At 56.2% G+C, this 25,981-nt stretch carries 13 protein-coding genes; 11 read left to right on the top strand and 2 right to left on the bottom strand.

Annotation, left to right across the window (positions count from 1 at the left end; translation table 11 throughout):
* Positions 1-883 precede the first annotated feature (883 nt).
* Positions 884-1,684, bottom strand: coding sequence for a polysaccharide deacetylase family protein (locus tag NSU01_RS31415; RefSeq protein WP_076247037.1), 801 nt, complete (start codon positions 1,682-1,684; stop codon positions 884-886).
* A gap of 629 nt (positions 1,685-2,313) precedes the next feature.
* Between NSU01_RS31415 and NSU01_RS31410 the strand changes: the two genes are divergently transcribed.
* The 8 genes from NSU01_RS31410 to NSU01_RS31375 all read left to right on the top strand — a co-directional run bounded on the left by NSU01_RS31410 (position 2,314) and on the right by NSU01_RS31375 (position 16,813).
* Positions 2,314-3,378, top strand: a complete 1,065-nt coding sequence (locus tag NSU01_RS31410) for a glycoside hydrolase family 88 protein (protein ID WP_076247035.1) — start codon at positions 2,314-2,316, stop codon at positions 3,376-3,378.
* Entirely contained in the window at positions 3,371-4,396 is a 1,026-nt protein-coding gene (locus NSU01_RS31405; RefSeq protein ID WP_083705677.1) for an SGNH/GDSL hydrolase family protein, read from the top strand. Before NSU01_RS31410 ends, NSU01_RS31405 begins: the two co-directional genes overlap by 8 nt.
* A 191-nt stretch (positions 4,397-4,587) precedes the next feature.
* Positions 4,588-5,517 carry an ABC transporter permease subunit gene (locus NSU01_RS31400; protein WP_042243556.1) on the top strand — a complete coding sequence of 310 codons (930 nt, stop codon included), beginning with the start codon at positions 4,588-4,590 and terminating at the stop codon, positions 5,515-5,517.
* A gap of 12 nt (positions 5,518-5,529) precedes the next feature.
* On the top strand, positions 5,530-6,405 hold the full coding sequence (locus tag NSU01_RS31395) for a carbohydrate ABC transporter permease (protein ID WP_042239768.1): 876 nt from the start codon (positions 5,530-5,532) through the stop codon (positions 6,403-6,405).
* A 57-nt stretch (positions 6,406-6,462) separates the two neighbouring features.
* Positions 6,463-8,127 (top strand): extracellular solute-binding protein, encoded by a 1,665-nt coding sequence (locus NSU01_RS31390; protein ID WP_076247033.1) that lies wholly within the window; start codon positions 6,463-6,465, stop codon positions 8,125-8,127.
* A 30-nt stretch (positions 8,128-8,157) separates the two neighbouring features.
* Complete coding sequence (locus NSU01_RS31385; protein ID WP_076247031.1) at positions 8,158-9,933, top strand: hypothetical protein; 1,776 nt, start codon at positions 8,158-8,160, stop codon at positions 9,931-9,933.
* A 365-nt stretch (positions 9,934-10,298) separates the two neighbouring features.
* Positions 10,299-14,375: an Ig-like domain-containing protein gene (locus NSU01_RS31380; protein WP_076247029.1), complete on the top strand. Its 4,077-nt coding sequence runs from the start codon at positions 10,299-10,301 to the stop codon at positions 14,373-14,375.
* A gap of 83 nt (positions 14,376-14,458) precedes the next feature.
* Positions 14,459-16,813: a helix-turn-helix domain-containing protein gene (locus NSU01_RS31375; protein WP_076247027.1), complete on the top strand. Its 2,355-nt coding sequence runs from the start codon at positions 14,459-14,461 to the stop codon at positions 16,811-16,813.
* A 228-nt stretch (positions 16,814-17,041) separates the two neighbouring features.
* On the opposite strand, the gene NSU01_RS31370 is transcribed toward NSU01_RS31375, so the two are convergent.
* On the bottom strand, positions 17,042-17,908 hold the full coding sequence (locus NSU01_RS31370) for an AraC family transcriptional regulator (protein WP_076247025.1): 867 nt from the start codon (positions 17,906-17,908) through the stop codon (positions 17,042-17,044).
* Positions 17,909-18,005: 97 nt separating this feature from the next.
* Here NSU01_RS31370 and NSU01_RS31365 point away from each other — a divergent pair, with 97 nt between their 5' ends.
* From NSU01_RS31365 to NSU01_RS31355, 3 genes are read left to right on the top strand one after another with little or no spacing between them, the layout of a single operon-like run.
* Entirely contained in the window at positions 18,006-18,671 is a 666-nt protein-coding gene (locus NSU01_RS31365) for a hypothetical protein (RefSeq protein WP_256703994.1), read from the top strand.
* Positions 18,668-22,888, top strand: coding sequence for a glycoside hydrolase family 2 TIM barrel-domain containing protein (locus NSU01_RS31360; protein WP_256703993.1), 4,221 nt, complete (start codon positions 18,668-18,670; stop codon positions 22,886-22,888). The genes NSU01_RS31365 and NSU01_RS31360 overlap by 4 nt, the downstream gene beginning before the upstream one ends.
* Positions 22,889-22,937: 49 nt before the next feature.
* Complete coding sequence (locus tag NSU01_RS31355; RefSeq protein ID WP_076247019.1) at positions 22,938-25,412, top strand: glycosyl hydrolase family 65 protein; 2,475 nt, start codon at positions 22,938-22,940, stop codon at positions 25,410-25,412.
* Positions 25,413-25,981: the final 569 nt, after the last annotated feature.

Genomic DNA, 25,981 nt, shown 5'->3' with positions numbered 1-25,981 from the left:
GTTTTATTTTGCTCACAGAAAGAAGGGAATAAAAGTCACTAAGGTATAAGGGAATTTCGCTATCCTGAGATTCAAGTCCAAATCGTCATCTGTTTCAGTCCAACAGGTTTGCAAATCGAGTTCTGGCTAAATGAAGCAGATATTAATAGACTTAGCTAAATCAAACCACGTTTGTGGCAGAAATCCGGCAACTGTGACTGTGACTCTAACTGTACCTATGACTGTAACTACGCCTGTAACTATGACTGTAACTGTAACTGTAACTGTACCTATGACACAACTGGTGCGGTTAATAGCTGGTTTTATTACGAATGCGTTACGGCGTGCGTTTACTACTAAAATCCTGCACTAAATACAACATTCTCTGCGATAAATCGGCTATAACTATGGATTGTTGTATGAAATACAGCATTTCTCATCACCAAAGCCGCTCAGTGAGAGAATTCTTGTATTTTGTACAACAATCCTCTCAAACGCCCCGGATTAATGAATCAAAGTTGCAATTTATACAACAATTTCTCCTTACCGCGCCAGCAACCGTGTCTGTGCCCACGCCCCCGGCCGCGCCTGCGACCGTGTCTGTGCTCACGCCCCCGGCCGCGCCAGCAACCGTGTCTGTGCCCGCACCCCCGGCCGCGCCAGCAACTGTGTCTGAGCCCGCCCCCGGCCGCGCCAGCAACCGTGTCTGAGCCCGCCCCCGGCCGCGCCAGCAACTGTGTCTGAGCCCGCCCCCGGCCGCGCCACAGCAACCGTGCCTGTGTCCGCGCCCCCGGCCGCGCCAGCAACTGTGCCTGTGCCCCCGCCGCGCCAGCAACCGCGCCCGCGCCCCCGGCCGAATGCTCATAAGCCATGGATCGGCTCCCTAACATACCCACAGCAATTCCTAACCCAGCTGCACGGTAGCTCCTCCGGATATCAGGCAAGCCTCGTCCCCGGCGGTGATCCATACATCCACTGACGATGGATTATAGACCATCTCCCGGGAAGCGGAGAAGCGCAGTCCTTGTACAGCGGACAAGTAGTCGGCAATCTCGATATTGGTGGCATACCAGATCTCTTCATGGCCGCCCATCATGGCGGCGAACTGCTCAAGCTCCTCCCAGTTATGATTGTCGTTGAATTCGTAGCTGTGTCCCCATACATACAGAAGCTGCATATGGGAGAACCGGGGCTGCTCCTCCAGGAACTGCTTGCCCAGCGCCAGCATGTCGCGGTGATGGCAGGTGGGATGCCAAGCCAGCAGGTTGTCCGGCAGGCTGAAGCTGCCATGGGACTTTACCGTACGTGAATATTCGATTCCCAGCGCCGGCAGAACGCTCAGCACCTGATCACTGTAATCGCCGAACGGATAGGACATGCCCCTTACGGGATAGCCCGCTATCGCTTCCAGATGTCTGCGGTCCTTCAGAATCTCTTCGGCGATGCCCTCACGCGGGGTCATGGAGAGAAAGGGATGAGTGCTCGTATGTGCTGAAATCTCATGCCCGTCATAGAGGGAAGCCACTTCCTCTTCCGTGATGTAGCCTTCATTGCCGAAGAATCCTGAATTCAAATGGAAGGAGCCCTTCAGCCCGTGCCGGTTATGAATCTCCACAAGCCGTCTGTCGTGGATTCTTCCATCATCCCAGCTTAATGTGAGCGCTTTAGTGACGCCGCCCGGAAAAAGATCAAACTTGATTTTCATTACATGTTACCTCCCTGATTTCTCTCTTATAAGACTGAACTGGGAATTTGTAATTTGGGATGGGCTCCCGGCTCCGTGGAGGGTTATGCCTTCCAGGCGCGGCCAGTCTCCGCATTTCCTGAAAGTTAAGAATGTATTTGCTTCGCGCAATACATATTCCTTAGCTTCCCCGCTGAAACGGATGCCGTCCTTTAAAAGGACAGTAGAGCTTCTACTTGATTCACTTCTCCCATTATAAAATTTACAGGTTCAATCTATGTAAGACGCACTTCAGATTTGAACTTGAAGCTTAGTCGTCACAGCGGTGAACCCTTGAACTTCCGATCGCTACCCGCACCTATAGTTCCAAATTTCACCTCCGCTTCTTTTCGCTTTTCGTTAATTTCTATAGTGCTTCTTATCTATAGAGATGGTGAACATGAGCATGTACTCCTCCTATTGATGAATACAGCCCCATTATGAACAATGCCAGAAGTGAAAGCGATTAGCAAGATTCTTGTTAATGGACGGTATTCCGGCGCTTGACTACAATGGGGTGGCGAACAGGGCTAATCAGTCATCAACAGGCTTCAGGCTTCACATGCTCATGGCCCCAGGTTCAGAGCAGGACATTAAGAAGGAGGAGCATTATGGAAGCAGTATCACGTACAGCACTCGAAAGGCAGATTGCCCGTGTGATTGAGCGGATGAAGGATATGAAAGGCTCCATTCAGGAAACGGCACCCATCGGTATTATTTCTATGGACAATTGGGAATGGCCGCAGGGAGTGGGGCTCTTCGCCTTATACAGCTATTACCGGGAAACCGGAGATGAAGAGATTCTGCACTATCTGACCGGATGGTACGACAACAAGCTTGACGGGGGCATTCCCGTAAAAAACGTCAATACCATGTGCCCGATGCTGACCTTAAGCTATCTGGCGGAGGAGACCGGACGCGCAGATTATCTGAAGCTGTGCCGGGAATGGCTGGATTATGTGCTGAATGACATGCCCCGCACAGAGGAAGCGGGCATTCAGCACGAGGTTACGGGCAGCCCGAATACCGGGCAGCTCTGGGACGACACGCTGTATATGACGGTGCTGTTCGTAGCCCGGATGGGGATTGTACTGAAGGAGGAGGAGTGCATACAGGAGAGTATCCGCCAGTTTCTCGTCCATCTCAAATACCTGACCGATCCCGCAACAGGGCTATTCTTCCACGGGTGGACCTTCGAGGGGGGCCATCACTTTGCCCGGGCCTTGTGGGCACGCGGCAACTCCTGGTATACGGCGGGGCTGGTGGATTATCTGGAGATGGTGGAGCTGCCGCCTGGCGTGAGCAGCTTCCTGCTCTCTTCACTGGAGCGGCAGGTGCGCAAGCTGAAGGAGCTGCAGGCGCCGGAGGGCGCGTGGCATACCCTGCTGGACGACAGCAGCTCCTATCTGGAGACCTCGGCAACCGCCGCTTTTGCTTACGGCATGTTGAAAGCGGTGCGGCAGGGACTGCTGGATGAGAGTTGCCGCCAGCCTGCCATGGAAGCTCTACACTATGTACTGGGCCAGATTGATGAAGAAGGGATAGTACAGGGAGTATCGTACGGAACGGGCATGGGAGCTACGCTTCAGGACTACCGGGAGATTCCAATCTGCCCGATGCCCTACGGGCAATCCATGACGCTACTGCTGCTGGTGGAGGCGATGAAGCATGGTTGATTCCGCCATGGTCAAGGGGCTGCCGGGACTGGACCGGATTGCGTTCCATAACGTCGCTGAGCTGGAGCCGGCAGCAGGGAATGGCGTGTATCTGCGCCGTATTCCCCGCAGCGTCAGAGAGCAGCTGAATGAGCGGGGCCGGTTCATCGCCGGGGAAGCGGGCGGCTGTGAGCTTCGTTTCGTCACAGCGGCCCCGAACATCCGGGTAACCCTGTCTTTGCCGGAGACGGATGGCTGTGTGACCGTATTCAAGGGCGGACTGTTCCATTCCAGGCATGAGCTTCAGGCAGGGACCATCCGCACGCTTCAGTTAAGCGAGCCGCCGCGGCTGGCGATGGCCGCCCGCCAGCTGCTGATGGGAACGGGCTTTGCGCCGGAGGTGTGGCGCATATGCTTCGGACGGTATGCCTGCGTGGTCTGCGGCATTGAGACCTTCGGTCATCCGCTCCGCCCGCCGGAGGAAGGAGAGGCTCCCCGGAAGCGCTGGATTGCTTACGGCTCCTCCATTACCAACGGTGAGAACAGCAGCCTGCCATACATCGGCCAAGCGGCAAGAAGGCTGGCTGCCGATGTGCTTAATCTGGGCATGAGCGGCTCCTGCCAGTGCGAACGGGAGATGAGTGATTTTCTTGCGGAGCAGCAGGACTGGTCTTTCATGACGCTGGAGCTGGGCGTGAATATGCGCGATCATATGCCGGAGGACGAATTCCGTGAGCGGACCGGCTATCTGCTGGACCGGCTGGTAAGCAGGCATCCGGAGAAGCCGGTGGCGGTAATTACGATTTATCCCAACTTTGCGAATTTCCCGGCCAGCGGGATTGCGGACAAGGATATCCGGTTTAACGGGATTCTGCGCAGCCACGTACAGCGCCTGTCACACCCCAAGCTGAGCCTGATTGAAGGAAGCCGGGTGCTGGATGACCTTAGCGGGCTGTCCTGTGATCTGATTCATCCCGGGGATGACGGACATATCCGGATGGGGGAGAATTTGGCCCGGGAGCTGTGCGGAATCCTGTAACTCCAGGCTGCATAAGGGTTCAGCGGCGATTAACAGGTAAACTGAATATTGCTCTAACCTGCTGAAGCGGCTATGGTGAGGACATGAAACGGCCATTTCAGATCAACAGCAACATGTTCAGAAGCAAAAACAGGCAAGCGAAAGGAGGCACCGAGATGAAAGCGAATGGAGCCAGCGAAGCGGTGCTGCGGATGGATACTCTGCGGAAGACGGGAAGCAAGCGCTTCTGGCAGACCCGCCGGTTCAAGAACAATTTGCCGCTGTGGGTCATGTTCGTTCCGGTCATCGCGTTCTATATCATTTTCAAATACACGCCCATGCTGGGACTGGTCATTGCCTTCAAAAATTATACCTTCTATGAAGGGGTATGGGGCAGCCAGTGGGTCGGCATGGACAATTTCACCAATCTGTTCACCCAGGCGCAATCGGTGCAGATTATCCGCAATACGCTTGTGCTCAGTATATTGTCAGTGCTGGTCAGCTTTCCGTTTCCGATAGCGCTCGCAATTATGCTGAATGAAGTCCGGAACAAGTTTTTCAAAAAATCGGTCCAGACTCTGGTGTATCTGCCCTATTTCTTCTCCTGGGTCATTGTAGGCGGACTGGTAGTGACGATCTTTGCCCAGACCGGAGTGGCCAATGTGCTGGTCGAGAAGCTGTCCGGCAAGCCGTTTCCGTTCCTCTTCAAAGAGTGGTCCTGGGTATCAATCTTCCTCGGCTCGGGCATCTGGAAGGATGCGGGCTTCAATGCGATTATCTATCTGGCTGCACTGACTTCCATTGACCCCAGTCTCTATGAAGCGGCGAGCATGGATGGAGCGGGCAAATGGAAGCAGATCCGCAACATCACACTGCCCGGGATCAGCCCAACCATTGTCATTATGCTGATTCTCGCCATGGGACGGGTGATGGAGGTGGGCTTCGACCATGTGTATGTGCTCCAGAACTCGATTGTATCGGGGATCTCCGAGGTTATAAGTACGTACATCTACGCGATTGGACTACAGGGAGGGCAGTTCAGCCTGACGGCTGCACTGGGAATGTTCGATTCCCTGGTGGCGCTGACCCTGGTGCTGATATCCAATGCCATTGCCCGGCGTTTCAATAAAGGCTTGTGGTAACAGGAGGACACTATGCAAAGTACAAAAGGTGAAAAAGTATTTTACGGCTTCAATTATCTGTTGCTGACGCTCGCAGGCATTCTCTGTCTGCTGCCGCTGCTCCATCTCGCCTCCCTGTCCTTAAGCGGCAAGGACGCGGTGCTCTCCGGTTTTGTCACCCTATGGCCGGTGGAATTCACACTTAGCTCTTATACCATGCTCTTCGAGGGAACGCCGGTGGTGCGTGCCTTTGGCAACAGTCTCCTGATTACCCTGGTCGGTGTGGCGGCCAGCATGCTGTTCACGATCTTTGCCGCCTATCCATTGTCCCGCCGTGATTTCTACGGAAGACGCACGCTGACGCTGGCGATTGTGTTCACGATGCTGTTTACGGGCGGCCTGATCCCGACCTATCTCGTGGTCAGCAGTCTCGGGCTGGTCGATTCCTACGCGGCACTTTGGCTGCCGGCTCTGGTCAGCACTTATAATATGATGATCATGCGTTCCTTTTTCGAGAACATTCCCGAGGAGCTGGTGGAAGCGGCCAGAATTGACGGCTCCGGCGAATGGCGGCTGCTGGCGGGGATTATTCTTCCGCTGTCCCTGCCTGTGCTGGCGACGATCGGACTCTTTTACGGCGTGTATTACTGGAACTCGTTCTTCAACGTAATGATCTACATGAACAGTCCGGAGAAAATCAATCTGACGGTTCTGATCCAGCAGATGGTGAAGAGCCAGGCCGTCCTGCAGGAGCTGAATACCATGAACTCGCAGGAGGTTGTCAATATTACACCGGAGGGCATCAAGGCCGCCGGGATTATGGTTATGGTCATTCCGATGCTGATTGTGTATCCGCTGCTGCAGCGGTATTTTGTCAAAGGTGTAACCATCGGGGCCATCAAAGGCTGATCATTGCTGCTCATATCCGTAAGTACAAGAACATCATTATAGGAGGGTCACATTCATATGTCCAAACCCATTTGGCTTAGAAAAACAACTGCTGCCGGTGCAGCATCCCTGATGCTCGCTATCGCTGTCACAGGCTGCGGCGGCAATAATGCTGCTTCCCAGGGCGGAGAGTCGAACAAGGAAGGAGCCTCCGGGAAACGCGGGTCCATCACCGTCTCTTTATATGACCGCGGCACGGTACCGGCAGAAGAGGGGACGATGAGCGACAACCGCTGGACGAAATGGGTTAATGAGAACGGGCCGGTGAACGTCAAATACGTTACGGTTCCGCGTTTTGAATCCCTGCAGAAGTTCAATGTGCTGTTCGCGTCGAAGTCGGCCCCTGACCTGATCTTTGAATTTGATACCGCTTACCAGGGACAGCTCTACAACCAGAAGCAGCTCCTGCCGCTGGATGACCTGATTGCGGGCAGCAGTACGGAATATAAGGCGATGCTGGAGAAGTATCCGGCGCTGCGCAAGGCAGGCACAATGGCGGACGGCAAGCTGTACACGGTGGGGCGTCCGATCCAGTTCGGCCCACAGCATTACCTGTTTATCCGCAATGACTGGCTGAAGAAGCTGGGCTTAGAGGTTCCCACTACCCCTGAGGAGCTGCTGAAGGTGGCAAAAGCGTTCACTGAGCAGGACCCGGACGGCAACGGCAAAGCGGATACGCAGGGGACCGGGCTCAGCTTCGTAGCCGGAATTATTCTGAACAACATGTTCGGCACCGGGTTTACGCTGTTCGGCGAAGACCAATATCCTTGGGTACTGGAGAATGACAAGGTTGTGCATGACTGGGACCGGATCAAGGCGGCTATCTCCTTCCAGAAGGAGCTGTATGCGGCGGGTGTGGTGGATAAGGACTTCGTTACGGATAAAAACGGGGAGAAGCAGAAGCAGGACTGGATCTCCGGCAAGCTGGGGATTTACGGCGGCAACGGTGCCGATGTCAGCACCTATGAGACGCTCAAGAAGAACTTCCCGGAAGCTGAGGTGATTCCGATTGCCTTGCCGACGACGGAATTCGGCCAGTTCAGCCCGACGCTGACCTCTCCGATCCAGATGACCGGCATGGTGAATGCAGCGGCCAAAGACCCTGAATCCGTGATGAAGATGATTGATTTCATGGTTACAGAGAAATACACCACCACGATTCAGAACGGTATTGAGGGCGTGCATTACAACAAGACAGCCGATGGCCGCGCTGAGGTGATCGATCCGGAGAAGAACAAGAAGGAGCTGGAGTACAACCGCGATATGGGGATGCTCACTCCGCTGATCGGCAAGAATTACGGGCTGAAGAACAAGGTGAACCCTACACCGGCTGAGCAGGATTTCATCGCAATCTATGAAATGGCCGAGAAGCTGTACATGAACCCGGACCGCCCGATTGTCGGCATTACGCAAAAGGCCTTCCTGCCGCTGCTGCCGCAGGATCTGACCCAGATCAACACCAATGCGAATAAAACGATCCTCGACCGGGCCATGCAGGCTATCGTCAGCTCCGATCCGGCTTCGGTGGACCAGTTCATTGAGGAAGCCAAGGGGGTCTGGAACAAGGCAGGCGGACCCAAGGTCGATGAGTTCTATGCAACCTGGTATCAGGACAATAAAGCAGATGCCATTATGCTGAAGGATATTTATGAGATGGGCGAGCAATTGAGCGCGGCCGAATAAAGGTGAAACTTAACACAGGGGGTGGCGGAGTTGAACAATCAGGTTAGACAGATTCTGGAGCAGAGCTTTGCGGCTGCCTCGGAGGATATTGTGGTCGAGGAAGGACTGGTGCGCTACAATTGGCCCGGTCATACCCGGCAGGTATCTAAGCTGCCGTACTGCCACGAAGCCCGGTTCTCGGCAGGGTATTATGCTTACGGCACATTGCTGGGCCGGATAGATGAAGCGGCAGGGCTGGAGATGCTTGAAGCGATTGCGGGGCTGCAGTTTACAGACCAGGAGCATCCGGATTATGGAGGGTTCCTCTGGTACCGGGAGGAGAGCGTGATTCAGGATTCGAATGCGGCGTTTTTTATCCTCATGCCGCTTGTCGTTGTACGCCTCTGTGATCCCGGTGTTTTGCCGGCCAGTCACCTGGAGGTGATCCGGCGGATGTTCAGCCATGCGGCGGCCTGGTTCACCCGGGAATGCCGGACACCGGAGCTGTTCTACCCGAACAAGACGATGAGCGACGGCGCCATGCTGCTGGCCATCGCCCACTTCCTGGGTGAGCCAGAGTATCTGGAGACCGCAACCGCTTACTTCCGCAGATGGGAAGAATATACGGTCCGCCGGGGCTGGGGCTGGGGGGAGAACATCAGCCTGGTCTATCAAGGGGTGATGATGAACGCGCTGAGGATTGCCGGTTCTGTACTTCAGCAGCATGACCGGGAGCTGGCCGGGCGGCTGGCAGAACGGATGGAGACACTGAAGAACATTCTTGTCTTCCATGACGGGGAGGAACTGGTTCCGTCTATCCGCAGCTATAACTTCCGGGGAGAGACGAAGCGGGCAAGCCTGCTGTGGCCGATTGCGGGGGTGACAGGGCTGGGCCGTCTGGCAGAGCAGAACTTCTCGCTTAATGATGCGGCGACACTGCTCCTGTTTGAAGCTGATTTTCTTCAAGGGGATGGCTCTCCGTCTGCGCTGCCGGTCCCCCGGATTCTTGAGGAGCGGATCTTCGATGCCTCCCGTTCCTATACCTGGATCGGACGGCATACCCGCCTGGGCAGCATCAACCGTTTCCCGGTCATGCCCGGAAGCTACCAGCATCCCGCCTGGGGGCTGGGCTGGCAGAGCTTCCCGGTCAGCTTCAGCGTAAGGGATAAGCAGGTGTCCTATCTCCGCTGGTACGTGAATGATTCCGCAGCCGTGCGGACACATCCGGCGGAGGAGTACCGCACGGCCTATCTGATGCCCGCGCTGTTTGCGGAAGCGCTATACCCGGAGGTGGAGACACGTTCGGCCCAGCAGGGGAATGCCCTGCTGGTGGTCCGCAGCATGACCCGGCTGCATAACCGGGCAGCGGAGCTTGCGGATGAATGGGTCATCCACCGCTATGACGGAGAGATAGCGCGTGTAATGAATACAGCCGGGGACCGGGAATGGCTGGTGCTGCATTATCCGGGCTGTGCGGTGGCGGTCACAGCGCTGAGGGGTATTGGTGCCGGGGCGGAGGCGCGCGCCGCACTGCCCGTCACGGTGGTGCGGGAGGAAGGGAGGATCAGGCTCCGCCAGGTTCTCTACTCCGGGGACAGCACCGTTCTGGCGCTGCCCCGCCTGGAAGCGGGCTGGGCGGTGGTATGTCTGGACGAAGCTGCCGAAGCGGGCGATGTCCGCAGACTGCTGGATACGGTGCGGATCAATGACTACGAGACGGATGACCGTGAGGTGCCGCGGGAGCCTTGGGCCCGGGCGCGGGAGATTGTGCTGGCGGCGGGCAATCTGCCGCCGGTACAGCTCACTGTCGATCCTTACGCACCGTGACAACGCAGTTCAAGCCGATTAATGTAATGACTGACGTATGTTTACTCTTAATTGCACTTTGTACAACTAAATCGTCTGATGTACCACCGAATATCTGTTTAGTTGTATTTCATACAATTAAACTGCCATTTGCACCTTGGCTTCACCCATTCGGGCAGATTTAGTTGTACAGACTACAGCTATAAGAGGCAAGCCTTCCTTTTGACTGTTTTTAATTGCACATTATACAACTATCATTGATATCACTGAATGTTCACTTCAAACTAAACTTCATAAATTGCTGCATGGTTGAATGAATTCACTTCTGTAGCTCTAATGTTGTACTAGAACCGCTATACTTGCTTCCATACGGAAAGGTGGCTATTATGAGAAAAACAAGCCGGAAACCGTTTTTTGTATGCGTTATCATTATGGCTCTGCTGATGGGCCTGCTCCCGGCAGACCTTGGTTCTGTGGCCCGGGCGGATAGTAATTATAAGCTGGAGGAGACCTTTGAATCATATAGTCCCGGTACGAAGCCGGCCGGATGGACGATCAAGACGCCGCCGCAGGGTGTGAGTGTTGCTGTGCAGTCCTGGGAAGGTTATGCCGGCAGGCTGCTGGAGCTTCATCAGGCGGCCCAAACGGCAAGCAGCTACAGTATAAGCAGATCCGTTACGGATGTTACGTACAGAAGCATGTTAAGCTATTCGTTCCGGGCAGAGCAGACGGGAGCGGTGATCTACCTGCCTACCCCGCAGAGCGGTGCTGTTCCGCTGGTGAAATTCGCCATTAACAATGGCGCATTCAGCTATATGAAGAAAGGTGCCGGATCATGGACCTCCGTGCTGCCGATTTCGGCAGGCGTATGGTACGAGGTACGCCTGGCCCTCGACAGCGGCAGCCACAGCTTCGATCTGTCCGTTGACGGCAGCCGTCTGCTGACGAAGGAGCCGATGGCGGAAGGCGGCGCGTTAAGCTCCTTCTACACAGGGTTTTACAAGGATAGCATAGGCAAGATAGGCTTTGACAATTTTATTGTAAGCGGATACAAGCAGGCGGTAAGTGCAGCCTTCTCCCAGGCGGCTTACGAGCTGCGGAGAGGCGCCAAGCTGCCCTTGCCGCTCCAGTTCACACCTGCGGATGCTACGGATCAGACGGCTGTCTGGTCTACCGGCAATGCAGAGGTGGCAACGGTGGATGGCAATGGTCTTGTGACAGGCATCCGCCAGGGAGTCACTACGGTGACGGCACAGCCGAATGAGGGGCTTCCGGTGGTAACGGCTACGGTAGCCGTGTATGAAGATCCGATCACGGAAATCGTGCTGGCTCCGCTGGAGCAGGCGCTTCCCGAAGGCTCCCGTGTGCTGTTACATGCCTCGGTAACTCCACTGGACAATACGGATACTGGTATCCAGTGGGGAACGGAGGACGGGAGCATTGCCGTGATTGACCGCTACGGAGAGCTGACGGGTGTAAGCGCCGGAACAACTACCGTGTTCGTCACGGATGAGACCGGCAGCGTGCGCGCCGAGACAGCCGTTACTGTGACTGGCCGGACAACCGGACAGGAGCTGTATGTTGCTCCGGGTGGAGACGACAGCAATGAAGGGACAGAAGCATCGCCCTTCCGGACGATTGCCCGGGCCCAGGCCGCCGTCCGCCAGCTGAATGATGATATGGACTCGGACATCGTTGTGAATCTGCGGGAAGGGACCTATATCCTGACGGAACCGCTGGAATTCACACCGGAGGATTCCGGGACGAACGGATATTTTGTCACTTACCGCAGCTATCCCGGGGAGCATGCGGCCATCAGCGGCGGACGGCCTATTACGGGCTGGACAATGTTTGACAGCGCCAAGGGCATCTACCGGGCGAATGCCGGAACCGGCCTTATGACACGCCAGCTGTTCGTGGATGGCATCCGTGCGGTCCGGGCACGGAGTGCAGCGGGACTGGTGAATCCGGTGAAGACTGCAACCGGCTATACCTCCGATAATACAGAGCTGGCCGGATGGGGCAATACTGCCGATATGGAAATGGTATTCAACGAGCTGTGGACGAATTCCCGGATCAAGGTGGAGTCTATAACTTCATCCGGCGGCAAAGCGCAGATCGGCCTCCAGGAGCCGGGCCGGAGCGCAGTCTTCAACCGGGGATTAACTTCGGCAACGGTACCCGTGTACTACGAGAATGCGTTTGAGCTGCTGGATGAGCCTGGAGAATGGTACTATAACCGGGTAGAAGGCATGCTGTACTACAAACCCCGCGCCTGGGAGGAGCTGTCAACGGCTGACGTTGTAGTTCCGGTGCTGGAGCAGCTTGCTACCGTTTACGGGATATCGGCTGATGAACCGGTGCGCAATCTGAATTTTGAAGGCCTGAAGTTTATGTATACCACCTGGAACCGCCCCAGTACGGCAACGGGACATTCCGATTCGCAGAATAACCATCTGCGTTATCCGTCCATCCCCGATGAGCTGACCGATGCGGCGGTGATGCTGGAGCTGGCCAATACCGTGAATTTCCGCAACAATGAATTTACCAAGCTCGGCATTACGACGGTACGGATACAGAACGGCGTTCAGAACAGCTTAATTGAAGGCAACCGCTTCTATGATATCTCAGGCAGCGCGCTGAACGTGGGCCAGCCGGATTCCTCGGACCGCATGATCTACCACCCGGCTGACCACAGGCTGCTGATGAAAAATAATGATGTGCTGAACAATGTGATTCATGATATCGGCATTGACTACAAATCGGCATCCGCCGTATCTGCGGGGTATCCGGTAGATATGGACATCAGCCATAATGAAATGTACAATCTGCCCTACAGCGGAACACATATCGGCTATGGCTGGGATAAGCTGTTCGATGCCGCTACCCGGAACGTGAAGATTCAGAATAATCTGATCTATGATCTCATGGGAATGGGCTTGCGTGATGGAGGAGCCATCTACAGTCTTGGACCTACCGGGGCCACAGCGGCTGAGAAAAATCTGGTCACCGGCAATTACATCCGCAACCAGATGGACGGGAACTCTGCCTTATACACGGATGAAGGCTCTGCCTACTGGAGATTTGAGCATAATGTGATCGACCTGAAGGATACGCCGCTGTGGCATTCACCGCTCCGCTGGGCGATGGCCTATGTGCCGACGATCCATGACGTGGATTTCGTGAACAACTATACAACAACGGACGGCTATACCAACAACGGGCGTAATGTTCTGTTTGCGGACAATACAGTCCAGCCGGATGCAGAGTGGCCTCAGGCGGCAATGCCGATCATTGACCAGGCCGGGCTGGAGCCGGAATATGCCTGGGCAGCAGAAGGGCAGGTCAGCCGCTGGAAGCTGGATCCGCTGAAGCTGGCTATTGGAGGGGGCGAACTTGCACCCATTCAAGCGCTGGACGGCAAAGACAGGCCGCTGGGCACGGAAACCAGCAGCTTCTATTACAGCATTCTTGATCCCTCCGTGGCCTCAGTTAATACCACGGGGGAGGTGACGGGACTCAGCCAGGGGCAGACGAAGCTTATCGTAAGCATCCTTAACGGCTCCATCCTGCGGACAATCACCACGGATGTATTCGTGGGAGACACCTTAGCCGTTGTCCGCCTGGAGGGGCATGACGGTAATGTGGCATATGTTCATGAAGGTGCGGACATGCAGCTGCAGCCTTACGGCGAGACGCTGTTCGGCAACCGCGAGGAGCTGGAGGAGGTCAGTTATACGAGCAGTGATCCTTCCATCGTCAGTGTCAGCGGGAACGGCCTGTTAACGGCGCATCAGACCGGACCGGTAACCCTGACGCTGTCAGCCGGTTATCTTGGCACCGTGACGCAGGGGCAGTATGAGGTTAAGGTATGGAATGAAGCCAGCAAATATGATCATACCCTGGAGACAGAGGTGCAGGACCCGGATGGCTGGTATGTCTCTGCCGCTGCCAACGGGCTGAAGGAGACCGGAGCAGACCAATTGACCCTTCGCGCTCCCGGGGGGCATGTCATTTACCAGAACCGCAAATACCAGAATGAGCTGCTGGATTTCACTATGAAGATCAATGACAGCGCGGTCTCGTCCAATTGGTATGCCCTGATGCTTAACAATCAGAGCAAGGAACTGAGCTATAGTACCGGTAGTATGTACCTGGTGGTTATAGGGACATCGGGTATTGAGCTGCACCGCTTCAACGAAGGGGTGCGGACTGTGATCTATGGCAAGATTGACGGCCTGACCAGTCTGGGCGGGCCGGCCATTCCGAATACAGCCATAACCTTCGGGGAGCAGAGCCGCGTTCAGCTTGGCGCTTTTCAAGAATCCGGGGGTGTGCGCCTGATCCTGAAGGTTGACGGGGTGCAGATCTTTAACTATCTGGACACCGCCGCAGGAGCGATTGGAGAAGCGGGATACTTCGGGCTGATCTCCCGCAATGCAAGCACAGAACTGGGGTACTGAACAGACTACACTTATGAACCCGGCCCCGTAGTCAATATCACTTAAGCGATAGCCAACATCTGGACTTACAGGGGATGACACCGATGCATAAGAAATGGTTGTACCGACTGATTCTTTCCTATCTGCCGATCCTGTTTGCTGTGGTATTTTGCCTGATTATCCTCTTTTTCCTGACCTTGAATGAAGCGATGGAGAGACAGACGGCCAAGGCAAACGGTGTATACGCAGAGAACGTGCTGCAGATCGTGGATACCACCCTCCGCAACCTGGAGACTACAACGATCAAAAGCCTGCTCCTGGATGATCAGGTGAGCAGTTATTTTGACCGCCCGGGGCAGCTTGACCCTTATCATGATTACGGGGTAACGGAGGTGCTGCTGGATTTCATGTCGCCGCTGCCGATGATCGATTCGGTCTATTTGTACCGTGCGGCCGACGGCAAAGTGCTGATGCAGCATTTCTCGTCCAGTCTGCCGGATTTCGGGGACCGCAGCTTTATTGAGACAGCGATGAAGAATACGGGCGGCCCTGTCTGGAGCGGAATCCGTGACCTGCAGCTTTTCTCCGGTGAGGATCAGCCCAAATCAGTCATTTCGCTGGTGGAGCAGGTGCCTTATTTCTCCGGTGAGCAGGGATTGATTGTCATTAACGTGCGGAAGCAGTCTCTGCAGGCGCTGATTCAGGATATGAACATGGCGAATACGGAGATCTGCCTGAAGGACGCCGGAGGGCGCGCTTTTGCAGGGGCGGATACCTGCTCAGACCCGCAGGCACAGGAGCAGGCGGTAAGCCGCATGTCTTCCTATACGGGCTGGACAATTAAGGTTGGAATAGCGCGCGCAGAGGCCTTCTCGCTGCTGTCAGCCTTCTCTAATGTCTGGGCGATTCTGGGCTTTGCGGCGGTCTTCGGCGGGATTGCGGCCATGACGTATATCAGCCACCGGAATTACCGTCCGATTGAGCAGGTAATGAGCCGGATTTACACGTTCGGAGCGGACCGTTCCTCAGGCTGGAAGCCGCAGAGCAAGGGGGATGATGAATTTTCCTTCATCGGCCATGCGCTGGAGAGTCTGATTGAGCAGACGAACAGCTATGAGAAGCAGCAGGCCGAAGGAATCCTGCACAGGCGGAATCAGTTGTTCAAAGAGCTGCTGGAGAACAGCGGCCAGGTGTCGGCAGAAATATGGAGCCGGGAATCGGAGCGGATTGGAATGAAAGGTGAATTTGCCGGCGCGGTTGTGGGAATTGCCGAGATTGATTTCTATGAGGCCTTTGCTGCAGACTACTCTGCCCGTGATCAGGCGTTGTTTAAATTCACCCTCCGCAGTGTGATTCAGGAGATCGCCGAGAAAGAAGGGGAACCGCTCTGGACAGAGTGGATTGGACCGGGGCGTCTCGGGCTGCTCTTCCGCCGTTCCGCCGCCGGAGCAACGGCTGATGGTGCCGAGAAGCCGCTGATGATTGCCGAGAGTGCCCGCTCCTGGGTGAAGCAGCATCTCAAATTCACGGCAACCTTTGGCATCAGCGGGCCGGCGGCCGGTCTCAGCGGCTTATCGGATGCTTACCGTAAGGCTGCAGGTGCGCTGGAGCGTAAACTCACCAGTGGCCCCGACCGCGTCTATGCTGCACCGGCGGAAGGCAGTTCCCCGCCCCAGGCGGAAGGAATGGATGTGCTGGTGCAGGCCATCGGTGCCGTTCCCCAGCTGTACCGGCTGGGGAACGATGAGTGGAGGCCGCTGATGGAACGGATCTTCGGGCTGCTGGCAGGCGGCAATTACTCCAAGGAGGACATTGTCCGCCTGCTGCAGCTGCTGGAGGCTGGCCTCTCCAGGGAGATGCAGGAGCTGCCGCCGGAGATGAAGGGGATATGGAACAGCGGGCGGCTGCGCGGAATTCCGCAATCCCCGGAATCCTTCGAATGGATAGAGGAGCTGCGCGGGGAGCTCCTGGCTTCTCTGGAGGAGATGGAGGAGGCGCTCCGCGGCCTGCGGATGAACCGGGAGCAGTATACGCTGGCCAACAAGGTGCGTGAGTATATTGCCCTGCATTACGCCGATCCCGATTTCTCCCTGACCCATGCCGCCGACAGCTTCGCGATGAATACCAAAGCGCTGAGCCGGATCTTCAAGGAAGAAATCGGCGAGAATTTCGTCGATTATCTGGCCCGGCTGCGGATGGACGAGGCCAAACGCCTGCTGACAGAGACCTCCGAGCCTGTCCAGAATATCGCCGAGCGGGTGGGGTATTTGTATCCGATGTCCTTCATCCGCGTCTTCAAGAAGCTGGAGGGCGTAACCCCGGGAGAATACCGCAAGGAGCGGAGCGGCCCTCCGCATGGCGAGCGGCAAGAGCCGCCCGGCCTTGGCCCGGGCGGCTCTTGCCGGGAGATCAAGGGCGGACCAGATACATTTACCACAGGCCCAAGGGCGGGCATATAGCTTGAAAAGGCGGCAGGGGGAGTTTCCCCTTGCCGCCTTTCTTTGTACTTGTTCCCATGGAAGGGAAGTGGAGTGAAGGTTCTATTGCACTTTGTAACGAAATGCAATAGAATATCATTTTTCCGCGATTCCAAAGGAGTTTTATTGCACAAAGTACAATCAGCCAAACCCGCAACATTATCCCGGTTGCCGATATTGAGAAAACTGCAGTTTTCCGCTTGTCAGCCGCTACATTCCGGCCTTATGCATCCGGTACTCGGAGGGCGTGCACAGGAACACTTTTTTGAATTGTCTGGAATAATAATTATGATCCCGGAACCCGCTGTCCATGGCCACCTGTGAGATGGTTAATCCGGCATTGCGCAGCAGCGTACAGGAATACTCCAGCCGTTTGCGGATGACATAATCCATGGGCGTCGTATGATAATTCCGGGTGAATACGCGGAGGAACTGGCGCTTCGACATATAAGCCAGATCTGCCAGAGACTGAAGTGAAATAGGCTGCAGGAAATGCTCCTCAATATAGGTAACCGCCTCACCGATCTGCAGCGCCCTGTTCTCCGTTCCGCCGCCATTCTGCCGGTAATATCGTGATAGTGTGCCGACAAGCGCGGTGAAATACGTACGGATCATCAGCCGGTAGCCGTCAGACTGCCGGTCATACTCCTCCAGAATCCGGTCCAGCAGAACAGTAGCCTCTTCCAGCTGCGCGGGCTGCAAGGAGAGCATGCCTTTGAAATACATCTCTTTGCGGAAGAACGGCTCCAGATAGAACAGCGCCTGAAACCCCGGCAGGAGCTTCAGCTCAGGCAGCTGCAGCAGCTGATCGGGATGGAACATCACATTAATGTACTCAATATTCTGCACATTTTTGTACCCATGCGAAATATCGCTGTGGATAAAAAACACCTGACCCGCCGATACGGGGTACTCCCTCCCTTCAATGATATGAATCGCGCTTCCCTCCAGAATGACCACCAGCTCCGAGAAATCATGGCAGTGAACATAATAATCCTGAGTCAGCGGGCATTTCTGAATGCGGAAAGTAAAGCCAGGCTCGAGTCCTAAATCCCGTGCATAGAGTTTATTTGTCATGTCGTTATTATGCTAAAGAAGGGCATGATCGTCAAGGAACCGTTCCGCCGTTTGCGTTAATCTTAAGAGGAAGATGACACACGGTTGGAGGGAATTTATGCAGCGATGTTTATATAGAGCCGAATGCAGAGAGGGCTACGGCGCGGCTGCTTTTTTTGGCTCACAGGTGGAATTGCTTAATGAACGTATGGACTGGCTGGGCATTTCTTGGCTAAGCATCTTTCAAGACGGCCAGGGGCTGTTTCTATATTACGAATGCAGCGGCATGGGGGTTGAGCCGGAGCAGCTGTTTCCGGGCGCATTGGAGATCCTCAAGGTCTGGCCGGGCGGGGAGTATCCGCGGCTGTGGGTGCCGATGATGGACATTTTTCATTATCAGCAGCCGGTGTCCGGGCAGCATTGGAAGCGCAACCAGGTTCCGGGGGCGCCCTACGGCAGGCTGGCAGTACTCAAGCCGGAGCAGGTCTCAAGCTATGTCTATTACCATTATCAATATCAGGAGGAGCGCCCGGGAGACGGTGACAAATACGGGATCATCGGTCTTCATGAGAACCTGCTGTTCTTTTATTCCGAGCTGCCCGCAACCGTGGAGCCCGCTCCCTATAGGGGGAAACTCACAACCAATCTGCGTCCGGAGCAGTGGGGAGAGGTTATGGAGCCGCATTTTATCAAGTGGAAGAATGTAGAGCCGGATCAGGAAATCTGGAAAAAGCTTACGCCTGCCCTAACGATCAACCTCCCGCAAAGGGGAAAAGGAGAATGAATATGCTACGCACATCCATATGCCTGAACGGCGAATGGGATTTCATGCCGCTCTACGATCAGCCGCGCTGCCGCAGTCTTCCTGAGAGGCTGCAATATGAGGCGCGCAAGATACAGGTGCCTTCGAGCTGGCGCCACAGCTATAAGACGCCTTCGGGCAGCAAATTTGGAGAAGTACCGGACCATAACTTCGTGCCATTTGATGTGTACGGCTACCCGGGAGAATGGGATGCGGCCGAAGCTGGGGTGCTGCACCGTTCTTTTCAGGTGCCGGAGACTATGCTGGGGCAGCGGATTGTGCTGCGCTTCGATGGAATCATGCAGAAGGCAGCGGTATATCTGGACCGCGAGCGGATTGCCGTCTGGGAGGACGGGTATCTGCCTTTGCGGCTGGATATCACCCGGCTGGTGCAGCCCGGCCGGGAGCAGCAGCTGCATGTGGTATGCGGAAGCTTCGACATGGCGGTGCTCCCCTCCGGGGAGGAAAGAATCACCGGACTTGCCGGTTCGTGGTTCGGCAGGATCGCAAGGGGAATATGGCAGGATGTCTTCCTCGAAGGCTACCCGCCTGTATCGCTGGAGGATCTCACGATCCGCACCTCTGTCCGGCAGGGCATGCTGGAAGTAGAGGCCCTTATTGGGACGGAATCCGGCGGACCTGCGGTGGAATCGCTGCAGGTGTTCCTGAAAGTCAGGGAACGGAAGGCCGGTACCCTGCCTGTGAAGGGTGCAGAGCCGCTGCCGGTGCTTGAAGCGGAAGCAGGAGTAGATGTTCTGCCTGCGCAGGCAGGAGAAGGACGGCAATTATGCTGGAACACCGGCAGCCGGGAGTGGGGCGGAGCATCTTTTGCGCTGCCCTGGCAGGATGCCGTGCTGTGGAGTCCGGATCACCCGGTTCTATATGAGCTGGAGCTGGAGCTTCAGGCAGACGGGGAGGTCCTTGACCGGCGGACCGATGTATTCGGCTTCCGGGAGTTCTGGTGCGAAGGCCCGCAGTTCATGCTGAACGGGATTCCCGTTAACCTGCGGGGCGATTCCTGGCATTTCCAGGGGGCGGCGCAGCAGACAGAAGACTATATCCGCAATTGGTACCGTCTGTGCAGACAGGCGGGCATCAACAGCATCCGGCTGCATGCCGAGCCGTATCCGGCTGATTATCTGCGGATTGCCGATGAGGAAGGGATGCTGATTGTCGATGAGACAGCAATCTACGGGTCGAGCAAAACCATGGATGCTGCTCACCCTGACTTCATCTCCAATTGCCGGGCGCATGTGCAGCGGCTGGTACAGCGGGATAAGAATCACCCATCCGTCATTCTGTGGAGCGTGCAGAACGAGATGCGCTGGGTGGACGGCCGGGATACCTACAAACAGCATATCCCGGGTCTGATGGAGCTGATGAGAGCCCTTGATTCTACCCGCCCGATTATGGTGGAAGGGGATAACCGGTTGGTCACCAAGCCAGGGACAGAGGTGGAGAGCCGCCATTACAACATTGACGGCACGATCGCGCAGTGGGACCGCAGCGTTCCGCTCACCTTCGGCGAGCATGGCGGATGGTGGTACATCTGCCCGCAGAACAGCAGCATGTATGTCGGACTGGATGCATACCGTGACTCAGATGCAAGTGCTGCCGGCTTGGCCCAGAAGGAAAGGCTGTTCGTGGAGTATGCACGCCGCCAAGGTGTCTCCGGTATCTCTACCTTCAACTTCGCCCATTATTTCATGCGGGCGATGCCGGAACGGAATATTCAGCTGCCGCCTGCCGACCTGACCACACCAGGCCTTAAGCCTGCGGTAATTCCGGCTTACTCCCTTTCCCTGAACAACGGGCTGTTGCCGGAGGAATATCCGGCATTCAAGGCCAATCCCGCTTTTGCCATTATGGCTGAAGCCTTCAAGCCGGTAACATTGATTGCCGCCGAATATAACCGCTGCTTCTTCGATGATGAGCCGGTCCGCCGCAGCTTCGATGTCTACAACGATACGCTGGCAGAACAGGAAGTGACTGTTGAATGCACAGTCCGGCAAGGCGGACATGTGGTTCATAGCGAGACGTTCCGTTTCCGCCACGAGCCTGCCGCCCGCCGGAGCATCCGGCTGGAATGGATGCCGGAACCGGTCAATGGCGAAGGAGCTGGAGTGGGAGGGGATGAAGGCGTAGGAGCAAGAGCAGTAGATGGGGCAGGAGCAAGAGCAGGAGATGGGGCAGAAGCAAGAGCAGGAGATGGTGCAGAAGTAAGAGTAGGGGTGGGAGCACCAGCAGCACCAACAGAAGTAGCAGAAGCGGAAGCGGTGCTGTCTGCCCGGCTGTTCCATGGCACGGAGCTGAAGCATGAGCTTCAGTTAAGCTACCGGCTGCTGTCCGGAAGCTGCAAGACAGAGCCGGTAGAAGTAGCGCTTCCCGCTTCTTATATAGGCTCTGACCGGGACTATGAGGCGATCCGCACCCTGGTGCCCGGTCTGGTCCGGGCAGAAGCGGAGGCGGTAGAGCGTCTTGCGGGCGGGACGCTGCTGATTGTCGGCAGCCGCATGCAGGACAAGGACAGGGCGGTGGACCGGAAGCTGAGAAGCTATGTGCAGCGGGGCGGCAGATTGCTGCTGCTGGAACAGCTTCACCTCTCCCCCGGCAGGCTCCCGCTGGTACGCAGGGAATTCATCCGTGCCCATGCAGGCGACTATGGACATCCGGTGCTTCGGGGCCTGGGAGCAGAGGACCTCATGTACTGGCATGAGGGGCTGCGCGAGGACGGGCCGCTGCCGATTATCCGGGCAGCGTTCGAGAAGCCGGTGACCGGTGATTTCACCCTGCTGCTGGAATGCAGCGCGGGTGACTTTGGAGACGGCGGCGATCTGTGGTCGCCGCTGCTGGAGTACCGGAGCGGAGCGGGCATGTTCCTGGCGAATCAGCTGGAGATCATGGATCATCTCCACCGGATTCCCCAGGCCTGCCTGCTGCTGCGGAGCCTGCTCCAGTATGCGGGCCGCGCAGTCCACGCGGCCGCTGTACCGGTGCCCGCTGCGGTGTGGGTCCGCAGCGGCGGGGCGGCGGAAGCCTTGCTGGGCAAGCTCCGCCTGAAGGGCCAGAGGCTGGACAGCGCCGCAGGCTTGTCCAGCCTGAACCCCGGCCTCCTGGTCGTGGAGGCCGGACTGCTGCACGGCCCGGGCGCGGCGGAAGCCGTCCGGCAGGCAGCGCAAGCAGGCAGCACAGTGCTGGTGCTGCCTGCAGAGCCAGGCGGGCAGCAGGCGCTTGCCCGCCTGCTGGACCGCCCCGTGCGTATAGCGCCGCACGGGACCTATCATCTGGCGGCGGACTACACGCACGCCGCCGTCTGCGGGATCAGCCCTGTCGACCTGTTCGGGTTCGACAAGGTGCATCTCTCGCCCCGGGACGTGGTCAACCGGGAGCTGGCCGGTCACAGGCTGGAGGTGCAGGGCGCGGAGGTGCTGTGCACCAGCGTGGAAGGCACAGCCTGGAAGGATTACTTCGCCGGGTTGCATACGGCGGAATACAGCAGGTTGGCGCTGGTCGAGCTGAACCGCAGCAAGGCCTGTGCTCCCGGAGCTTTTGTGATCCGCCAGGCAGTCGGCGAGGGTGAGATTATCTGCTCGCAGCTGCTCACCGACCCGGGCAGTGACAAAAGCCTGAGGCTGTACACCCGCCTGCTGGGCAATCTGGGGGCCGACTTCGCGGATGAGCTGCTGCAGCTGGATAAAGGAGATGCGCAGTGGGCGGTGGAAGCCGCGATGACGCTGTTCTGTCCGCCGTATACCGATTATCAGGCCATGAAGGATTACTATACCGACCCTGAATTCTCCCTGAACAATCTGGGTGAAGGCCTGTACGGCTGGATGAAGAAAAAAGAACGGCGCGAAGACGGAACGCTGCTGATCCCGGCGCCGGAAGGCCGTCCGCTGTTTCTGAGCTGCTTCGTGCATCTGCCTGCGCCCGTCTCGGGCAGCGGGGAACCTGCGGATATCCGGACCGGCAGGCTGCGGGTGAACTCAGAATGTGCTTATGAGATTTATATGAACGGTCAGCATGTGACTCAGCCGGAGCGGGAGATCATTTTGAGAAAAGGAATCAACCGGCTGGTTGCCATCATCCGGAGAGGCCGGGAGGATATCTCCTTCGGCATGGTTTTCCTGAACCCGGATGGCACGTATATGAATGATTTGGAGTTCCGCATGACAATGGATGAGGTTGAGCCTAAATAAGCAATAAGAATAAGCAATGAGTAATCCTAAATGGAGAGGAGTCAGACTAATGACAAAGCAACCGGGAACAATCAATCCGGCAGGCCATTCCGGCCGCACACAGAGTAACAAGGCTGCAAAACCTGCAGCCGGGGGCAGCGCGTTTGCCCGCGAGCAGGAGCTGGACCAGTATTTCACCTTCCGCGATGACGCGAAGGAGGTAGAGTTCAAGCGCCATGATATGCCGACCCCATGGCTGAACTATTTATCCAACGGCACCTTCCATACCATGCTGTCCCATGCGGGCGGCGGATTAGCCTTTTATAAATCCCCGCAGATCTGGCGGATTACACGCTACCGTTTCTTTCATCTGCCGACCGACCGTTCCGGTCCTTATATTTACCTGCAGGATGCTGGAACGGGCAGCTATTGGTGCCCTACCTATGAGCCTGCTTTTCAGAAGCCGCAGGAGTGGAAGAGCAGCCATGGCATGGGGTATACCCGCTTTGAAGCCGCTCAGGATGAAGTTTCGGCAAAAACCGTTTATTTTGTCGGGCCTTACGAGAACTCGCTGATCTGGAATTTGACGCTGACTAACCATAGTACAGAGGTCAAGGAGCTGAACGTGTATGCCTATGCCGAGTTTGGCATGATGGAATTCATGCGCGAGCTGCAATGGCAATGCTACAACAAGCATCAGGTGTCGGTGCAGTATCATGACAAGGAAGCCCTTATCTACAAGTACGGAGTTGAGAATCAGCCCAAGCCGGATGAGACGCCGCTGGTCTATATGATGTCGGATGCTCCGCTGGCCGGTTATGACGGGGACCGGGAGGAATTCATCGGTAGCTACCGCAGTGAATCGAATCCGGCTGCGGTTGAGCAGGGCGGCTGTACCGGCTCGACAATACTTGGCGGAGATCCTTGCGGAGCGCTTCAGGTTCAAGTGAGGCTGCAGCCCGGCGAGACCCGCACCGTGAACTTCTTCCTGGGGACGGCGATGAATGAGGCTGAGATCGAACAGGCCATCGGCCATTCCCGGGAGGCGGGTTTCGTCACCCGTTCCTTTGCGGCGCTTAAGGAGAACTGGGACAGCTATCTGGGCGCCTGGAACTGCGAATTGCCGGATAAAGATGCGCAGCGCATGATCAATATCTGGAATCCGTATCAGTCGCAGCGGAACTTTCTTTTCTCGCGCAATATTTCGTTCTATGCTACGGGGACATTCCGTGGAGTAGGCTTCCGGGATACGGCCCAGGATATATTGGCCGCAGTTCCATTAGATCCGGAGGCAGCCAAAGACAAGGTCCGTCTGCTGCTTGGGCAGCAGTATCAGGACGGACATGTGAATCATTACTTTTTCCCGAATGAGGGCTGGGACCCGGTGACCAGTATTCACTCGGATGACCACCTGTGGACGGCGCTGGCCGTATGGGATATTCTCGCAGAGACCGGCGATGCCGGATTCCTGCAGGAGAGTTTGCCTTTCTATGATGGCGGGGAAGCACCGCTGTATGATCATTTGAAGCGTGCGGTAGACTTCACCGTCTCCCGGCTGGGGCCGAACGGCTTCCCGCTGATGCTCCGCTCGGACTGGAATGACCAGCTGTTCCGCGTATGCCGTGAGGGCAGAGGGGAGAGCATCTGGACGGCGATGCAGTTCGGAACCGTGCTGCTGCGCATGAAGGACCTGGCGGCGGCAGCCGGTCATCCGGAGCATGCGGCGGATTATGACAGGCTGTACGAGGAGCAGAAGCGGCTGGTGAACACGCTCGGTTGGGACGGCCAATGGTTCCGGCGGGCAGTCATGGATGACGGGCGTTATCTGGGCACCGCAGAGCATGATGAAGCCCAGATCTGGCTTAACGCCCAGACCTGGGCAACCCTGTCCGGCATGGGTGAGCCTGATAAAGCGCTCCAGGCCATGGACAGTGTCCGCGACATTCTGGATACGGAGCTTGGCATTAAGAAGCTGCACCCGTCCATTACCAATTTCCCCGATCCTGCAGATCCATTGACCAATTACAACAAGGGGACAGGCGAGAACGGGGCCGTCTTCTGCCACGCCAATACCTGGGCGATTATTGCGGAATGCATGCTGGGCAGAGGAGATCAGGCCTACAAATATTACCGCCAGCTGATTCCTAATATTGCGATGGAGCAAGCCGGATTATGGCGCTATAAAGCGGAACCGTATGTCTATGCCTCCAACCTGTTCGGACCGGAATCTGACAGATTCGGGCTGGCGAATGTATCCTGGCTGACCGGAACTGCTGCGTGGATGTATGTAGCCGCTACGCAGTATATTATGGGCATTAAGCCCGTACTCGGCGGACTGTCGGTTAACCCGTGCATCCCGTCTTCCTGGGAGGGCTTCTCCGTTTCCCGGAGATTCCGCGGCTGCTTGTATGAGATTACCGTGAAGAACGAGAACGGTGTCTGCACAGGCGTCAAGGAAATCCGTGTTGACGGTGAACTGCTGGCAGGTACGGTAGTTCCTGTCTATCCGGATCGTAGCTCGGTGAAAGTGGAGGTTCTACTATAGTTGTAGGCAGAGCTTAATGCATACTCAAAAGTGTCCCGCCAGCTGCACCAGCAGAATTATGGCGGGGCATATTTTTATTCCTCGGAATAGCAATTATCCTCAAATTTTCCGTCACGGGATGCTGCGGCGGCCGGAAATAGCAGTTGGATTTTCTCCACTTGCTGACGAACGAAGAGCGTCTGCTGAAACAGCAGTTGGATATACAGCACTTAAATAGCTGCGTATGAGCTACATGAAGGTAAATGTACCGAATTAAATGCCTTTTTTCCAATTGCTTGCTTGAAATCACTCCATTCATCCGAATTAAGATACGTTTTTCCACTTATATAAGCTGAACCTAAGAATGATGGCCAGCCGATGGACGAACCCCTTGCTACCCAAGGGTTCCGCCCATGCAGCAAGTTAGATACTTAAGTTCACTCTATGTAGCATCATATGGGCGGACTCTCATAACAGCACTCAGCAGCCGGCTTATGCAAACTCCACACACCGTTCGCTCGCACCACCAGCGCCATTCTCTGCAGCCTCCATAATTTCCGCAAAACTTCCCCCAACCGGCGCGCGGGCTT

Origin of the sequence: Paenibacillus sp. FSL H8-0259 (assembly GCF_037963255.1) — a bacterium.
Lineage (GTDB): Bacteria > Bacillota > Bacilli > Paenibacillales > Paenibacillaceae > Paenibacillus_AQ > Paenibacillus_AQ phytohabitans.
Note: the sequence above shows the minus strand (reverse complement) of the source record. Positions and strands in the feature narration are given on the sequence as shown.

Coding starts and splice junctions, on each gene's coding strand:
- NSU01_RS31355 (WP_076247019.1), top strand. CDS start 22,938: ATGACAAAGCAACCGGGAACAATCAATCCGGCAGGCCATTCCGGCCGC.
- NSU01_RS31410 (WP_076247035.1), top strand. CDS start 2,314: ATGGAAGCAGTATCACGTACAGCACTCGAAAGGCAGATTGCCCGTGTG.
- NSU01_RS31365 (WP_256703994.1), top strand. CDS start 18,006: ATGCAGCGATGTTTATATAGAGCCGAATGCAGAGAGGGCTACGGCGCG.
- NSU01_RS31415 (WP_076247037.1), bottom strand. CDS start 1,684: ATGAAAATCAAGTTTGATCTTTTTCCGGGCGGCGTCACTAAAGCGCTC.
- NSU01_RS31370 (WP_076247025.1), bottom strand. CDS start 17,908: ATGACAAATAAACTCTATGCACGGGATTTAGGACTCGAGCCTGGCTTT.
- NSU01_RS31380 (WP_076247029.1), top strand. CDS start 10,299: ATGAGAAAAACAAGCCGGAAACCGTTTTTTGTATGCGTTATCATTATG.
- NSU01_RS31395 (WP_042239768.1), top strand. CDS start 5,530: ATGCAAAGTACAAAAGGTGAAAAAGTATTTTACGGCTTCAATTATCTG.
- NSU01_RS31390 (WP_076247033.1), top strand. CDS start 6,463: ATGTCCAAACCCATTTGGCTTAGAAAAACAACTGCTGCCGGTGCAGCA.
- NSU01_RS31400 (WP_042243556.1), top strand. CDS start 4,588: ATGGATACTCTGCGGAAGACGGGAAGCAAGCGCTTCTGGCAGACCCGC.
- NSU01_RS31375 (WP_076247027.1), top strand. CDS start 14,459: ATGCATAAGAAATGGTTGTACCGACTGATTCTTTCCTATCTGCCGATC.
- NSU01_RS31360 (WP_256703993.1), top strand. CDS start 18,668: ATGAATATGCTACGCACATCCATATGCCTGAACGGCGAATGGGATTTC.
- NSU01_RS31405 (WP_083705677.1), top strand. CDS start 3,371: ATGGTTGATTCCGCCATGGTCAAGGGGCTGCCGGGACTGGACCGGATT.